Raw genomic sequence first — 14,787 nt, 5'->3', positions numbered from 1 at the left:
CAGCCATGCGTGCCGAAAGCTTGCGGCCCTGGGTCAAGCACTACAATCATGAGCGACCCCATCGCTCGCTCGGCAAGAAGACGCCTATGCAGCGGCTCAGGGAATACCGTCAACAAGCTGCTTAGGTCCCACAACTAGTCGCGAAGGAAGTCGCGGGCGACTTCGAGGAAGCCTTCGAGCTGGTCGTGGTGGACCCAGTGGCCGGCGTCGTCGAAGCCGACGACGGTGCTCTTCGCGATCCGGTCGGCGCGACCGTCCGCCGAAGGATCGCCGTGCCAGGACTCGTTGCCGTGCACGAGGAGAGTCGGGCAGTCGATCCGCTCCCAGATCTCCGCGCGCTGCTCCCGGTCGAGACGCTGGGGGAAGAGCGGCCGCGCCGCGTTGTCGAACTTCCAGCTGAAGGTGCCGTCCTCGTTGCGCGCGACGCCGTGGATCGTCAGATGGCGCGCCTGCTCCTGGGACAGGTGGGGATTCTCTTCCTGCATCCGCTCGGCGGCAGCATCAATCGTCGCATAGCGCCGGGGCGTCCGGCTCGACGACTTCTTCACGCCCTCGATCCAGTCGCGGGTCAGATCCCAGATGGGGCGTTCCATCCGCTTCTCCACCACGTCGGGAATCTTCATGCCCTCGATCGCCACGAGCTTGTGGACGTTCTCCGGGAAGATCCCCGCGTACTGGAGGGACACGGCGGCCCCCATCGAGTGGGCCATGATCCGGAGCGGCGAGAGGTCGAGCACGTCGATCAGCTGCGCGACGTCGAGGACGTACTCGGGCAGGGTGTATTGCCCACCGATCGACCAGTCCGAGTCGCCGTGGCCCCGCAGGTCCGGCGCGATCACGTGGTACTCGTCGCGCAGGGCCCGCGCGACCCAGTCCCAGTTGCGCGCGTGATCCCGGCCGCCGTGGACCAGGAGGAGCGGCGGCTTGTCCTCCGAGCCCCAGTCGACGAAGTGGAGACGGAGGCGCTGGGAGATGTAGAAGCTCGAGGCGGGGCCGACGATCGCGTCGGAGGAGGCGGGCATTCGGGATCCTGCTGGGCGGTGAAGTGGGACGCGATGGTTGATCGGGCGATCGAGTATAGGCGCGGGGGGCGCCTTCGCGGCGGGGCGCAGTCGGCTTCGTGCGGGGTATCCTCCCCGCCATATGAAGATCGCCCTCGCCCAGATCAACCCGACCGTCGGTGACCTCGCGGGCAACCGCCGTCTCGCTCAGGAGGCCGCCGAGCGGGCCGCCTCCGCTGGTGCGGACCTGGTGGTGCTCCCCGAGCTCGCGCTCACGGGCTATCCGCCGATGGACCTGCTCGAGCGGGACCGCTTCGTCGACGATCAGCTGGCGGAGCTCGACGAGCTCGCGAAGGCGAGCCGGGACATCGCGATCGTCGTCGGGGCCGTGCGCCGGACGGACGACGCGCGACCGAAGGAGATCGAGAACGCGGCGATCGTGCTCGCCGAGGGGCGACGTCTGGCGCACCAGAGCAAGACGCTCCTCCCGACCTACGACGTCTTCGACGAGACGCGCTACTTCGCGAAGGCGAAGGGCCGTGCGCCGATCGAGGTCCCGGGTCTCTCGATGCCGATCGGCATCGCCGTGTGCGAGGACACCTGGTTCCAGACGCGACCCTATCCCGTCGACCCCGCGGCAGAGCTCGCAGCGCTCGGCGCAGGCGTGATCCTCAATCCCTCCGCGTCGCCGTGGCACGTCGGCAAGGCAGCGGAGCGGCGCACGATGCTCGCGGACGTCGCGGCGCGGACCGACCGCCCGGTCGTCTTCGTGAACCAGGTCGGCGGCAACGACGAGCTGATCTTCGACGGCGGCTCCTGCGTGATCACACCGAACGGCCAGGTCCACTCGGCGCTGCCGCTCTTCGAGACCGGCCTCGGGATCTGCGAGCTGCCGGCGGGGCCCGGCACGCCGATCGGCGAAGTCGAAGACCTGGAAGCCGTCGCCCAGCTCGAGCGCGGCCTCGTCCTGGGCATCCGCGACTATTTCCTGAAGCAGAACCTGCCGCCCGGCGCCGTCATCGGCCTCTCCGGCGGGATCGACTCCGCGGTGACCGCATACCTCGCGGTCGAAGCACTCGGCGCGGATCGCGTGCTGGGCGTGGCCATGCCCGGGCCGTTCTCTTCGGACCACTCGATATCCGACGCCTTCCGCCTGGGCGAGCTGCTCGGGATCGAGGTCCGGCGTGCGGACATCGCGCCCATGTACGAGGCCTATCGCGGCGTCTTCGGCCAGCTCTTCGGCGAGCGCGACGACTACGGCCTGACCCAGCAGAACATCCAGAGCCGCATCCGCGGCGCCGTCCTGATGGCGTGCTCGAACGAAGAGAACCGGCTGGTCCTGGCGACCGGCAACAAGAGCGAGCTCTCCGTCGGCTACTGCACGCTCTACGGCGACACCGTGGGCGGTCTCGCCGTGCTGGGCGACGTCTACAAACAGGACGTCTACGCCCTCGCGCGATACGCCAATCGGAACGGTGAGAAGATCCCGATCGGGACGATCGAGAAGCCGCCCTCCGCGGAGCTCGCGGCGGACCAGCTCGACCAGGACGATCTCCCGCCCTACGAGATCCTCGACGACGTGCTCAGCCAGGCGATCGAAGGTCGCCGAAGCTTTGCCTCGATCGAGACGCCCGCCGGGACGACCGACGAGGTCGCCCAGGGCATCTTCCGTCGCCTCGACCGGAACGAGTACAAACGTCGCCAGACGCCGCTGGTGCTCCGCACCTCCGAGAAGGCCTTCGGCGGCGGACGACGCCTACCGATCGTCCATCGCTACACGGGTTAGGCGCGAAGCGAACGCGAGGGGACGAGCATGCTTTCCGCCGCCTTCGACGCCTATCGGACGACGATCGTCTGCCTCGGACTGGCCGGGGGCCTGCTGGTCCTTCAGCTCCTCGTCGTCGACGTCGCCGGACTCCGGAGGCGACACCCGCCGGGCCTCCCGATCGAGCCCGACCCCACGGACTTCCTGTTCCGCGCCACCCGCGCCCACGCGAACACGAACGAGTCGATCGCGGCCTTCACGCTCCTCGCGATCTTCTCGGTCGCGGTCGGGGCGGACGCGGCCTGGACGAACGGCCTGGCGACCACGTGGGTCCTCGGACGCGTGGCGCACATGGCCTGCTACTACGCCGGCTGGGGCCCCGCCCGGTCCGCGAGCTTCGGACTCTCGCTGATCGCGCTGCTGGGCCTCTTCGTGAACGGGATGCGCGGGCTCCTCTGAGACCGATCGCGGAATCCGCTCACGCGATCACGTCGAGGGCGCCGGTATCCCGGATCTGCGCGCAGGAGCGCGAGGCCATCGCCATGAACATCGTGTCGCCGCGCTCGGTCTGCCCGACCCCGAGCGAGCCCAGCATGGTGATCATCGGTCCCTGGAACGTGCCGTAGACGTAGTCGGACCGGACCCGATCCGCGGAGAGCTCGACGCCCTGCCGCGCCATCTCTTCGCGATAGGCCGCCAGCATCCGATCCTCGTGCGCGCGGCGCCGTTCGGGCGGCGCGCTGTTGCCGAGCAGATACGCGAGATCCTGCCCACCGCAGCCGACCGAGAGCGTCTGCCAGTCGACCGCCGCGACGCGAATGCCCGCAGGCGTCGTCTCGAACATCAGGTTGTCGAGTCGATAGTCGCCGTGGACCAGGGTCGGCGTGGACGGCCGACGGTCGAGCCAGTTCTTGACGCCGTCGGCATAGGCCTGGAGCGTGGCCGCGTCCTCGTCGGAGAGCCGGTCGCGATAGCGTTCGATGAAGACGGGCGTCCCCATCCGTACGTAGGTCACGAGCTCGTCGCCGAGACCGCCACCCAGCCAATCGATCGTGCGGAGCGACGCGTCGCCCCAACGCGGGGCGTGCAGGCCGGCGAGGTTCCGGACGGCGGCCTCGATTTCGTCGTCGGTCGCGCCCTCGATCTGATCGCCCTGGACCTTGGGAGCGAGATCTTCGAGGAGCAGCGTGAACGTCGCCTGGTCCCCGGCGACCGCCCCGTAGTGACAGGCCGGAACGCAGACCGCGAGGTCCGGAGCGAGCTCCGTATAGAAGCGGGTCTCCGACCGGTAGGCGCCCCGCGCTCCGGATGCGCGACTCTCCTCGTTCGGCGAGGGGAACTTGCCGACGATCGTCGCCGGAAGGCCCGCGCCGTTCCGCTCGTATTCGAGCCAGATCCGCTCGTTGTGGGCCATCTGGCCCGTGCCCACGGACTCGCTCCGACAGGCGGACACGACGACGTCGTGCCCGGCGCTCTGGAGCGCGTCGCTCAGCCAGGCAGGAGTCAGATCAGCGGGGTCGACGAGGACGGCGGGATTCGGTCGGGCCATCCTGGGAGGGTGGACTCCGAACGAGCGCCGGGCAAGCGGCGCCGCCGAGGAGACGGCCTACGCTTCGACGGTCGTGTGGCGAACGTGCTCGGCGCGCGCTCCGCGCGGACCTTCCTGGACGACGTACTCGACGTAATCGCCCTCGTTCAGTCCGTCGTAGTCGCCGGCATTCAGACCGGAGCGGTGGAAGAAGACTTCCTTGCCGTCGTCGCCTCGGATGAAGCCAAAGCCGCGATCGCGGACCATCTTCTTGATCTTGCCCTTGCTCTTGGGGCCCGACGGGGCGGCGACGGGCCCGGTCCCGGCCTGCGGCGTTCGGCGTCGACCGCGACCGCCGCGACGTCCTCCGGGCGCACGGAAGCGATCACTCGCCACGAACTCGCTCCGAAAGAGGTCGAGGGGGACGGTCAGGTCCTGCAGTCCGTCCTGCTCGGGGGCGAGGAGGACCTCGTCGTCCTCGGCGTCCACCACGCTGTAGCGGAGGCCCGTGTTCTTGTGCGTCACGTAGAGTCCGGATTCGATCTCGTCGAGAGTCAGCATGACGCGTCTCCTTTCCGCTCGGGGCGGTGTCCTCTTGGGGGCGCCGGCGCTCGCTCGCTCGCGGCGTCGGACGGACTGGCGACCGTTTCCGCCGCCCTGGGCACGGGACTCGGCTCGCTCCGAGTCGACCGCGCCGATGATTCGTTCGTATTCTCGATCCGAAGCCCGATGAGCCCGGGCCTGTGATCCCTCGTCCAACCGCCGCCCACGATTCAGTCCGACCGTCCCGACCGCGGGCGAGCCTTCGACGCTGGTTGCGATCCCCTTCCGTCTGCGCGACACCGACGTCGTTCTCGATTCCTGCACGCCGAACCAGGTCGGTGGGCAGCTCCGGGAACGATCACGACTTTGCTTCTCGTCGAATCGTCGATCGGGGGCAGCGCGGGTGGGAGCCTGCTCCGGAGGGGGGTTGGTGGATGATCGAGGCGTCGCCTCTCTCGCTCGCTTCCTCTCGAATCGCTTCCCGTGTCGGCGGCCTGGGATCGGGCCGAGGACCGCGGGAACGACCGGGGGACAAACCGTCTCCGTGCCGGCGGGCGCCGAGAGTAGGAGAGGGGGCCGCGCTGGTCAACGATCCCGGGAACCCTCGTCGAGCCCCGCGAGTGCCGTAAATGTCTGGAATGGAAAATCTTTCTCGCCCCGATGCAGCGAATCGAAGCGTCTTCACCTCGATTGCGAACCTGTTCGCATTGCTGGCGACCCTCTCGGCCCTCGGTTGCCTGGGCGGCCCGAGCGGTTCCGCCCCGCCGGCCGATACGCTCCGAATCGGCACGAGCGGCGACTACCACCCGTTCTCGCTGGCCCTGGCGCCCTCCCAGACGGACCCGAGGGGCTTTTCCATCGATCTCGGTGAAGCGTACGCGGCCTCGACCGGTCGCCGGGTCGAATGGGTGCCCTTCGTCTGGAGGACGCTCGCGAGGGATCTCGACGAGGGACGTTTCGACTTCGCGCTCTCGGGCGTGACCGTCCGGGCAGACCGTTCGATCGCGGGCCGCTTCAGCCTGCCCGTCACGGTCAGCGGGGCGGTCGTCCTCGTCCCGGCGGATGGGCCCCTCGCCGACGTCGGGACACTCGCCGGCCCGGGCCTCACCTTCGCGGTCAACGCGGGGGGCCATCTCGAGCGAACGGCCCGAGCGCTCTTCCCGGACGCGCGGATCGTGCCGGTGCCGGACAACGGGTCGGTGCTCGACCGACTCGAAGGGCCCGGCGTCGACGCGGTCGTCACGGATTCCCTCGAGGCCCCCCACTGGCAGACGCGCCGACCAGGGCTCCGGGCGATCGGACCGCTCACGCGGGATCGGAAGGCGGCCTGGTTCCCGGTCGGGTCCGAGGACGAGCGCGCCCGCTTCGATGCCTGGCTCCAGGCGGCCGAACGGGACGGGACCCTCGCCGCGTTGCGAGCGAAGCACGCTCTGCCCGCGGACCGAACCGCGGAAACCGTCGCCGCGCTCCTCGCCCTCCTCGACGACCGACTCTCGCTCATGACCGAGGTCGCGCGGGTCAAGCAGGTGATGACCCGCCCGATCGAGGATCGGCCACGGGAGGCGACGGTCCTCGACCGCGCGGCCGGCTCGGTCGCGAACGAAGCGGCAGCGCGAGGTCTGCCGGCGCCCGACGAAGCCGGCATCCGCGCCTTCTACCAGGCGCAGATCGAGGCCGCGAAGTCGATCCAACGCGCCTGGACGCGAGCGAACCCGACGAGCGCCGAGGCGCCCGCACCGGCGACGGCGCTCGAGGCCGCCGCCGCCCGACTCGCGGACGACGTGCGACCCGCCCTGCTCGATCTCGGGGACCGGATCGCCGCGCTGCTCGTGGAGGCCGCCGCGAGCGACGTCGATGCGCCGACGCGGAAAGCCGTGGGCGACGCGCTCGCTCGCCACGCGCTGCCAGCGAGCGACCTCGAGGCGATCCACGCGAGCCTCGAACGCGTGCTCGCCGCCGATCGCTGAGCGGGCCGGCGGCCGCGTTCAGAACGCGGCGGAGACGCCGGCGATCCAGGGATGCGCCCAGCGCACGCCGAAGAAGACGGCCCCCGCGATCGCGACCACGACGACGTCGCCCACGAACGGCTGCGGCGCCGGGCGTTCCCAAGCACCGTCCCGCCGGTTCAGCGCCGGGATCATGAGCGCCGCCCAGGCGCCGAGCCCGCCGAAGAGGACCACCGACCGCACGTCGCCATTCGCCACGAGATGGGCGATGGCCCATACGAGCACGGAGAGCAGCTGCGGATGTCGAAGGAAGCGGCGCACGTTCGAGGGCGCGCTGCTCGCCACGAAGAGGAAGAACGCGATCACCATCGCCCCGTTCGCCGCGGCGCGACTCCACGCCGGCGGACCGTAGAGGAAGACGGGCTCGCTCCCGCGCCAACCGAGGACGATCAGGGCGACGGCGGCGATCACCACCAGGGAGAAGACGCCGCGATGGCCGTCCGCACCGAAGCGTTCAATCGATCGCCTTCTCGGAGCGAGGTCGAGGGCGGTCGCGAAATGAGCGAACGCGAAGAGGGCGACACCGAGTACGAGCAGAACCATGGATTCCTCCGCGGGCCGAGCGAGGGTACCCCTCGACGTCGCGAGACGGGATGCAGGGATTCGCTGGCAGGGCGCAGGCAGGGCGCAGACGGCCGGATTCAGCTCCGGAGCAGGGCGCGCGCGAGCAGGCCGACCAGAGGCGGAAGGACGAGACAGAGCGCCCAACGCGAGACCGCGAAGCCCGCGCCCAGGATCGGAACCTCCCAGGCGATCAGCCGATGGATCGCGAGCAGGCTCCAGGCGGACAGGAAGGTGATCACCGCGGCCGCACCCGCCCCCGCGCGAAGCATCGCCGCCGCCAGCGGCATCGACACGAAGGGCCCCGCCGGCGTGATCGCGCCGGCGGCCGTCGCGATCAGCAGCCCCTTCCACCCAGACTCGGGCCCGAGCGACGACTGGACCCACTCGCGCGGCATCAACGCCTCCGCGAGGCCGGCCACCAGGAACGAGACGAAGAGCACGAGTCCGAAGCGCAGGAAGAGCTTCATCCCGCCGCCGAGCGCTTCGCCCAGAAAGGGCGTGCCGCCGCGCCAGAGCGCGAGGCCGGAGAGCGCGATCAGCAGGCCGAAGATGATCCAGAAATTGCCGTCGAGGATCTTCATCGCGCCGAAGGTAGCTCCCAGCCCGTCTCGTCCATCAATAGAAGGCGCACCGCGCGCGGTGCCGCGGATGCGCCTTGATCTCCCTGGCCTGCCCCGCGTTCCAGAGCAGCCCGTCGAGGACGTGCGCCGTCGTGGGTCGACCGCGTCCGGCGAGCGCCGCCACGAGCCGCTCGACCGCGACGACGGCGACCGCACGGATCTCCACCTCCTCCGGCGAACCGACCTCGAGCCGATCCCCGCGATCGATCCTCGCGAGCAGCCCCTCGTCGTAGTCGAGGACGCCACGACAGCGAAGGACGTGCGGCACCAGGTTGTCCGCGAAGAGCGTGAGTCGATCGAGATCGCGGAACGTGCCCCAGGGCTTTCCGGGAAAGGCACGGCTCAAGTCGGCAGCGGTGATCTGGGCTCGCTTGTAGAAGGGCACGTCGATCCCGCCGTAGCGCGCCCGATCCTGGTAGAGCGGCATCTCCGTCAACGCGTCGACGAGGCGCGCCGCGGAGCCCCGGGCGGCTTCGATCGCGCGGTCGTAGCGCCCTTCGTACGACGCCTCGAGCCACGCGCCGAAGTCGCGCCAGGCCCGGGCGAAGAGGGCCATCAGCTCGGCGACCTCGGGCTCGCTCGCGTCCTGCCCGAGCATCGTCGCCATCGATTCGGGGGTCGCCCGGCCGAGCGCCCGCGCATCGGGCGCGCCGTCCCGTTCGAAGCGCTCCTTGCAGGCGGTCGCGACGGTCCGGTAGCCGCTCATCCCATCGCGCTTCGCGAGGACGGGGAACCACCCCGAGCCGAAGTTGATGGCGTCGAGCAGGAAGGTGAACGCGAGCATCGTCTCGTCATCGCCCTCGAAGTGATGCGCCGGATCGAGATCGTCCTCGGGCCAGGGTTCACGCGCCAGCTCGTCCGCGAATCGCGCGAGCCCGGGCTCGTCGATCGCGACGAAGCGCGCGAGCCGCGTGACCTCGGCGCAGCGCGTCCGGATCGCGTCGAAGACATCACTCACGCGTCCGCCCCCTCCGACTCGCCGGCCCTTGCGGCCGGCGCGAAGACCTCGAGCGCACCGGACAGCACCTCCGCCCGAAGCGGCAGCGTCCCCATGGATTCTCCATCCAGATCGGCGTTCATCGCCCGCCCTTTCGGTTCGATCGACACCGTCCGCGCCGCGTGGAAGGACACCGCGGGGTGACGCCCATGCGTGCCCGCGAAGAGCGAAGGCAGATTCGCCAGCAGAGCAGGAACCGAGAGCCCGCGAACGAGGACCAGCTCGAGCTGCCCGTCGTCGGGCCGCGCGTTCGGAGCGACCTTCATCCCCGCGCCGAAACAGCAGCCGTTCGCCGCGACGACGAGCGAGATCGGGCCTTCGTAGATCCGCTCGCCGTCGACCTCGACGGCGGCCTCGAGGGCGCGATGCGAGAGGATCGCCGCGACCGCGCCGAGGGCGAAGCCCGCCCGCGCCCCGACCCGCTTCGCGAAGCGACCGACGATCCGGATCGTGTCCCCGGAGAGCCCCGCGCTCGCTTCGTTCACGAAGACGCGCTCGCGGGGGGCGCCGCCCCCGGTCCGGACGACGGCTCGCCCTGCGTCGATCCGCCGTACGGCGCCGCTCGCGATCACGTCGAGGGCGGCGTCGAGACGGCGCGGCAGATCGAGGCTCCGAGCGAAGTCCCAGCCGGAGCCGAGGGGCAGGAGTCCGAGGCGGGGCCGCGGCCCCGACGGTGCCCCCTCGCCGAGAAGTCCCGTGGCTACTTCGTTGATCGTGCCGTCACCGCCCGCCACCAGCAGGCGCGTGATGCCGTCACGACACGCCTCCGCGGCGATCCGTGCCGCATCTCCGGATGCGCGGGTGACGACGCATTCGACCGGGCCGAGCCTCGACTCGATCGCCGCGACGATCGCTCGCCGTTCGCGACCGGTCCGGCCGGCGGCGCTCGCCGGATTGAGGCAGACGACGGTGTCCCTCTCCACGCCGCGACGGTACCGAAATCCGAAGTGGAACTTTCGCCGCGGCTCGGGACCCGGACCCAGTATGCTCCCCGCCATGAACCCGACGGTCCGACGCCTCCTCATCGTCAGCGGGATCCTCGTGGTCGTCTACGTCGCGGGAACGATCCTCCGGACCCGCCTCGGCATCGAGTTCGAGGCGGAGGCCATCCGCGACTACGTGCTCGATCTCGGACCGGCGGCGCCCGTCCTCTTCGTCTTCATCGTCGCCGGCCGCGCGCTCCTCGGCCTCCCCTCGCAGCTCGTCCTGATCGCCGCGGGGCTCTGCTTCGGTACGTGGGTCGGCGCGTTGGTCGGGGGCGCCGGTCTGATGCTCTCGGGCTCCGCCGTGTTCGCCGCCGCCCGCTATGCGGGACGCCACGTGATCGAGAAGCGACTCGGCGACGGCGTGCAGAAGATCCTGAACTTCACGAGCCGCCGGACCGGCATCGTCGCCTTCAGCCTGGCCTTCGGCTACCCGATCTCGCCGCTGACCCCGCTCCACGCCGCGGCGGGCTGGACCCCGATGCCGGGCGCGAACTTCGTCGTGGCGGCGTTCGTGGGCGGCGTGATCCGCGCCGCCGTCTTCGCCTATTTCGGCAACGCGCTCGTCGAGGCCAGCTGGACGGCCCTGCTCGCGCCCGTGGCCGTGCTCGGCGGCGTCCTCGCGATCCCGCTGACCTTCGCGGAAGGCCGGGCGTGGCTGCGCGACGTCTTTCTGGGGCGCCCGAACGAAGAACGCCCCGCCGAAGAGATCGACGGGGCGTCCGACTGATCCGGACCCTGCCGAGCGATGGGCGCTAGACCCCCTGCTGTCGCAGCAGGTTGAGCGCCGATCCCGCCTTGAACCACTCGATCTGTTCTTCGTTGAGCGTGTGCGCGACCTGGAAGCGGTCTTCCGAGCCGTCTTCGTGGGTCACGATCACGTCGACGTTCTGGTCGGGTGCGAGCCCGTCGAGGCCGACGATCGAGATCCGATCCGTCTCCTGGATCTTGTCGTAGTCCGCCGGGTCGACGAAGGTGAAGGGCAGCACGCCCTGCTTCTTCAGGTTCGCCTGGTGGATCCGGGCGAAGCTCCGCACGATCACCGCGGCGCAGCCGAGGTGGCGCGGCTCCATCGCCGCGTGCTCGCGGGACGAACCCTCGCCGTAGTTCTCGTCGCCGACCACGACCCAGCGAAGGCCCTTGGCCTTGTAGTCCCGGGCGATCGCCGGGAAGCCGACGCCCGTCTCGCCCGTCTCGACGTTCTTGCCCGTCCCCGCATCGCCGGTGAACGCGTTGATCGCGCCGATGAACATGTTGTCGGAGATGTTGTCGAGGTGGCCGCGGAAGCGGAGCCACGGTCCGGCCATCGAGATGTGGTCCGTCGTGCACTTGCCCTTGGCCTTCAGAAGGAGCGGCAGGTTCTCGTAGTCCTTGCCGTCCCAGGCCGAGAAGGGCTCCAGGAGCTGGAGCCGCTCGCTGTCCGGCGACACCTCGACCTCGACGCTGGCGCGCTCGGCGGTCGGCGGCGGATCCAGGTAGCCCTCGAAGCTGATGACGAAGCCGTCGTCCGGGATCTCGGGGGCCGGTCCGGGCGGATCGAGCTTGAAGCGGGTGCCGTCGCCCGCCTCGAGCTCGTCCGTCATCGGATTGAAGTCGAGGGTTCCGGCGAGGGCGAACGCGATGCAGATCTCCGGGCTTCCGATGAAGGAGAGCGTCTCGGCGTTGCCGTCGTTGCGCTTCGGGAAGTTGCGGTTGAAGGACGAGAGGATCGAGTTGGACTCGCCCGGCTCGATGTCGTCGCGCTTCCACTGACCGATGCAGGGGCCGCAGGCGTTCGCGAGGACGACCGCACCGATCGACTCGAGGGCCTCCTTCTGTCCGTCCCGGCTCACGGTCTCGTCGACCTGCTCCGAGCCGGGCGTACAGAAGAGGGTCGACTTGACCTTGGCGCCCTTGGCGGAAGCCTGGCTGGCCACGTCCGCTGCGCGCGAGAAGTCCTCGTAGGAGGAATTCGTGCAGCTGCCGATCAGACAGGAGCTCAGGTTGAGCGGGTAGCCCTGCTCCTTGGCGTCCGACGCCATCTTCGAGACCGGGCGGGCGAGGTCCGGCGTGTGCGGGCCGACGATGTGCGGCTCGAGGGTCGACAGATCGATCTCGACGATCTCGTCGAAGTAGCCGTCCGGGTTCGCGACGACGTCGGGATCCGGCGTGAGCAGGTCCTTGTTCGCGTTGGCGAGGTCCGCGAGCTCGCTTCGCTCCGTCGCCTTCAGATAGGTCGCCATCCGCTCGTCGAAGGGGAAGATCGAGGTCGTGGCGCCGAGCTCGGCGCCCATGTTCGTGATCGTGCCCTTGCCCGTGCAGGAGAGACTCGCGACGCCATCACCGAAGTACTCGACGACGCGGTTCGTGCCGCCCTTCACCGTCAGGATCTCGCAGACCTTGAGGATCACGTCCTTCGGCGAGGCCCAGCCGGAGAGCTGTCCGGTCAGGTGGACGCCGACGACCTTCGGATAGAGCACCTCCCAGGGGAACCCCGCCATCACGTCGACCGCGTCCGCGCCGCCGACGCCGCAGGCGAACATGCCCAGGCCGCCGGCGTTCGGGGTGTGCGAATCCGTTCCGATCATCATGCCGCCCGGGAAGGCGTACTTCTCGAGGACGACCTGGTGGATGATGCCGGCGCCGGGGCCCCAGAAGCCGATGCCGTAGCGTGCGGAGCAGCTGCGCAGGAAGTTGTAGACCTCGGCGTTCGTCGTGCGCGCCGTGTCCATGTCCTCGTCCTTGCCCTTGTAGGCCTGGATGAGATGGTCACAGTGGACCGTCGACGGAACTGCGGTCTCGTCCTTGCCCGCCTGCATGAACTGGAGGAGCGCCATCTGCGCCGTCGCGTCCTGCATGGCGACGCGATCGGGGCGGAGCTGGAGATACGAATCGCCCGGAATGAGCTCCTGGCCCTTCGCGTCGTCGAGGTGACCGAGGAGGATCTTCTCGGCGTAGGTCAGCGGGCGACCGAGACGATCGCGGATCACCTCGAGGTTGGCGTTGAGCTTGTCGTACGTGTTCTGGACGAGTTCGGGGGTCGTCGCGAGTGCCGAGTCGGCGGACATGGGTGGCTCCTCCTGCAGTTCTCGTTCGGGGCGCCCCGTCGATCGTCGGGGCGCGATCGCGCGCGCAGCGGTTTGCGGTGTGCGTGCTGGAATCGAAGCGTGTCGCCCCGGGCTCGAACCGGCCCGCTGCGGGATCGACAAAGGCCGCTTCGGATTCGAAGCGCGCCCACCTTAGCATCTGGATCGCGGCACCGGCGGGGGGCTGTATCGTGGAATCAACAATCGAGACGCGGAGTTGCGCGTGTTCGCGCTCCGCGGACCGCCTGCGGAAGAACGTCGACCGACCGGCTCAGAATTCGCCGAACAGGATCGTCGCCGAGCGCAGGGCGCGTTTGAAGTCGGCGAGATCGAGGCTCTCGTTCTCGCCATGGGCGTTGCAGATCGGGTCCTCGAGGCCGAGGAGCAGCGCGGGCGCACCGCCGAGGACCTCCGCGAAGGGCCCGACGAAGGGAATTCCCCCACCGCAGCCGATGTAGACCGGCCGGCGGCCGTAGCCCTTTGCCAGCGCGCGCTCGGCGGCTTCGAAGGCAGGACCCTCGGGCTCGACGGCCCAGCCCGCCGCCTCGGTCTCGACGCTGAGCTCGACCTCGACGCCCCACGGCGGATCGGCCCCGAGGAGTGCCGTCACCCGCTCGCGCATGGCCGCGGGGTCCTGGCCCGGCGCGAGCCGGACGCCGACCCTCGCCGCCGCGTCGGCGAGCAGGTTGTTCGCGGCTTCCGCGAGGGGCATGCCCTCGAGCCCGACCAGCGAGACCGCCGGCCGATACCAGATCCGCTCGTAGAGATTCGTGCCGCCGCCCCCGATCAGCTCGGCCGACGGGACGAGTCCCACATCGGCCCGGAAGGCGTCGTCGTCGATCGGCAACGCCTCGAGGCGCGCGCGCTGTCCCTCCGTCGGCGCCGGGACGTCGTCGTCGAAGCCCGGGATCGCGACACGGCCCTCTTCGTCGAAGAGGCGCGAGAGGATCCGGGAGAGCGCGGTCGCCGCGTCCGGAACCGGTCCGCCCCACATGCCGCTGTGGATCGGATGGTCGAGGGCGCGCACGCGCACGTCGACGATCACCATCCCGCGCAGACTCGTCGTGATCGAAGGCAAACCGGTCGCGAAGTTGGCCGTGTCGGACAGCACGAGCACGTCCGCCTGGAGCCGTGCCTGGTGTTCGCGAAGGAACGCGGCGAGATGTCCCGATCCGATCTCTTCTTCACCCTCGACGACGATCTTCAGGTTCACCGGCGGTGGCGTCCCGCTCTCGAGCCAGGCGCGGAGCGCCCCGGCGAAGACCACGACCCCCGCCTTGTCGTCGACGACCCCTCGGCCGTAGAGCCGACCGGCCTCGCCTTCGTCACCGCGACGCGTGGGCTCGAACGCGGGACTCCGCCACTTCGCCTCGCGACCCGGCGGCTGGACATCGTGGTGCGCATAGAGAAGGAGTGTCTCGGCTTCCGGCCCGGCACCCAACCACTCGCCGATCACGTAGGGGTGAGCCCCTTCGAGCGGCACGACCTCGACCCGCTCGAATCCCGAATCGGCGAGGAGCTCCGCCACGGCCTCCGCGGATCGCGCGACCTCGGAGGCGGGATAGCCCGCCGCCGAGACGCTCGGAATCTTCGCGAGCGTCACGAGCTCCTCGATCCTCTCCTCGAAACCGCCGTCGAGGCGCTCGAGGATCGCATCGAGGGAGGCGACGGAATCGGAGGACACGTCGGCAGCGCTCTTCGTCATGCGCGCAGGA

The 14,787-nt window shown here is 69.8% G+C and carries 13 protein-coding genes; 4 read left to right on the top strand and 9 right to left on the bottom strand.

What is annotated here, in order from left to right:
* Positions 1-134: 134 nt before the first annotated feature.
* The gene (locus tag NXI30_10885) at positions 135-1,022 is read right to left on the bottom strand and encodes an alpha/beta hydrolase (GenBank protein MCR9094710.1); all 888 of its coding nucleotides are present in this window, start codon (positions 1,020-1,022) and stop codon (positions 135-137) included.
* 121 nt (positions 1,023-1,143) lie between these two features.
* Between NXI30_10885 and NXI30_10880 the strand changes: the two genes are divergently transcribed.
* Both NXI30_10880 and NXI30_10875 read left to right on the top strand, forming a co-directional pair.
* A complete protein-coding gene (locus NXI30_10880; GenBank protein MCR9094709.1) occupies positions 1,144-2,787 on the top strand; it encodes an NAD+ synthase in 1,644 nt (547 codons plus the stop codon).
* Between the two features lie 27 nt (positions 2,788-2,814).
* Positions 2,815-3,225 carry an MAPEG family protein gene (locus NXI30_10875; protein ID MCR9094708.1) on the top strand — a complete coding sequence of 137 codons (411 nt, stop codon included), beginning with the start codon at positions 2,815-2,817 and terminating at the stop codon, positions 3,223-3,225.
* A gap of 19 nt (positions 3,226-3,244) precedes the next feature.
* On the opposite strand, the gene NXI30_10870 is transcribed toward NXI30_10875, so the two are convergent.
* Together NXI30_10870 and NXI30_10865 are read right to left on the bottom strand one after the other, a co-directional pair.
* Positions 3,245-4,315 carry an ecdysteroid 22-kinase family protein gene (locus tag NXI30_10870; protein MCR9094707.1) on the bottom strand — a complete coding sequence of 357 codons (1,071 nt, stop codon included), beginning with the start codon at positions 4,313-4,315 and terminating at the stop codon, positions 3,245-3,247.
* Positions 4,316-4,372: 57 nt separating this feature from the next.
* Positions 4,373-4,570: a cold shock domain-containing protein gene (locus NXI30_10865; protein MCR9094706.1), complete on the bottom strand. Its 198-nt coding sequence runs from the start codon at positions 4,568-4,570 to the stop codon at positions 4,373-4,375.
* 896 nt (positions 4,571-5,466) lie between these two features.
* Here NXI30_10865 and NXI30_10860 point away from each other — a divergent pair.
* Positions 5,467-6,804, top strand: a complete 1,338-nt coding sequence (locus tag NXI30_10860; GenBank protein ID MCR9094705.1) for a transporter substrate-binding domain-containing protein — start codon at positions 5,467-5,469, stop codon at positions 6,802-6,804.
* Between the two features lie 18 nt (positions 6,805-6,822).
* On the opposite strand, the gene NXI30_10855 is transcribed toward NXI30_10860, so the two are convergent.
* The 4 genes from NXI30_10855 to NXI30_10840 form a co-directional block, all read right to left on the bottom strand.
* A complete protein-coding gene (locus tag NXI30_10855; protein MCR9094704.1) occupies positions 6,823-7,386 on the bottom strand; it encodes an NnrU family protein in 564 nt (187 codons plus the stop codon).
* Between the two features lie 98 nt (positions 7,387-7,484).
* The gene (locus tag NXI30_10850; GenBank protein MCR9094703.1) at positions 7,485-7,988 is read right to left on the bottom strand and encodes a permease; all 504 of its coding nucleotides are present in this window, start codon (positions 7,986-7,988) and stop codon (positions 7,485-7,487) included.
* A gap of 34 nt (positions 7,989-8,022) precedes the next feature.
* Positions 8,023-8,985, bottom strand: coding sequence for a queuosine salvage family protein (locus tag NXI30_10845; protein ID MCR9094702.1), 963 nt, complete (start codon positions 8,983-8,985; stop codon positions 8,023-8,025).
* Positions 8,982-9,947 carry a diacylglycerol kinase family lipid kinase gene (locus NXI30_10840; protein ID MCR9094701.1) on the bottom strand — a complete coding sequence of 322 codons (966 nt, stop codon included), beginning with the start codon at positions 9,945-9,947 and terminating at the stop codon, positions 8,982-8,984. Before NXI30_10840 ends, NXI30_10845 begins: the two co-directional genes overlap by 4 nt.
* A gap of 73 nt (positions 9,948-10,020) precedes the next feature.
* On the opposite strand from NXI30_10840, the gene NXI30_10835 reads away from it, so the two are divergent.
* Entirely contained in the window at positions 10,021-10,737 is a 717-nt protein-coding gene (locus NXI30_10835; protein MCR9094700.1) for a VTT domain-containing protein, read from the top strand.
* A 25-nt stretch (positions 10,738-10,762) separates the two neighbouring features.
* Here the strand turns inward: NXI30_10835 and NXI30_10830 are convergent, their stop codons facing one another.
* Both NXI30_10830 and NXI30_10825 read right to left on the bottom strand, forming a co-directional pair.
* Complete coding sequence (locus tag NXI30_10830; protein ID MCR9094699.1) at positions 10,763-13,054, bottom strand: aconitate hydratase; 2,292 nt, start codon at positions 13,052-13,054, stop codon at positions 10,763-10,765.
* 289 nt (positions 13,055-13,343) lie between these two features.
* Positions 13,344-14,777: a M20/M25/M40 family metallo-hydrolase gene (locus NXI30_10825; GenBank protein ID MCR9094698.1), complete on the bottom strand. Its 1,434-nt coding sequence runs from the start codon at positions 14,775-14,777 to the stop codon at positions 13,344-13,346.
* Positions 14,778-14,787 lie beyond the last annotated feature (10 nt).

The organism is bacterium (genome assembly GCA_024742285.1).
GTDB lineage: Bacteria > Myxococcota_A > UBA9160 > UBA9160 > UBA4427 > UBA4427.
Note: the sequence above shows the minus strand (reverse complement) of the source record. Positions and strands in the feature narration are given on the sequence as shown.

Excerpts from the sequence above, each read along its gene's own strand:
- NXI30_10830 (MCR9094699.1), bottom strand. The coding sequence starts at position 13,054 with ATGTCCGCCGACTCGGCACTCGCGACGACCCCCGAACTCGTCCAGAAC.
- NXI30_10835 (MCR9094700.1), top strand. The coding sequence starts at position 10,021 with ATGAACCCGACGGTCCGACGCCTCCTCATCGTCAGCGGGATCCTCGTG.
- NXI30_10855 (MCR9094704.1), bottom strand. The coding sequence starts at position 7,386 with ATGGTTCTGCTCGTACTCGGTGTCGCCCTCTTCGCGTTCGCTCATTTC.
- NXI30_10885 (MCR9094710.1), bottom strand. The coding sequence starts at position 1,022 with ATGCCCGCCTCCTCCGACGCGATCGTCGGCCCCGCCTCGAGCTTCTAC.
- NXI30_10870 (MCR9094707.1), bottom strand. The coding sequence starts at position 4,315 with ATGGCCCGACCGAATCCCGCCGTCCTCGTCGACCCCGCTGATCTGACT.
- NXI30_10860 (MCR9094705.1), top strand. The coding sequence starts at position 5,467 with ATGTCTGGAATGGAAAATCTTTCTCGCCCCGATGCAGCGAATCGAAGC.
- NXI30_10850 (MCR9094703.1), bottom strand. The coding sequence starts at position 7,988 with ATGAAGATCCTCGACGGCAATTTCTGGATCATCTTCGGCCTGCTGATC.
- NXI30_10825 (MCR9094698.1), bottom strand. The coding sequence starts at position 14,777 with ATGACGAAGAGCGCTGCCGACGTGTCCTCCGATTCCGTCGCCTCCCTC.
- NXI30_10875 (MCR9094708.1), top strand. The coding sequence starts at position 2,815 with ATGCTTTCCGCCGCCTTCGACGCCTATCGGACGACGATCGTCTGCCTC.
- NXI30_10880 (MCR9094709.1), top strand. The coding sequence starts at position 1,144 with ATGAAGATCGCCCTCGCCCAGATCAACCCGACCGTCGGTGACCTCGCG.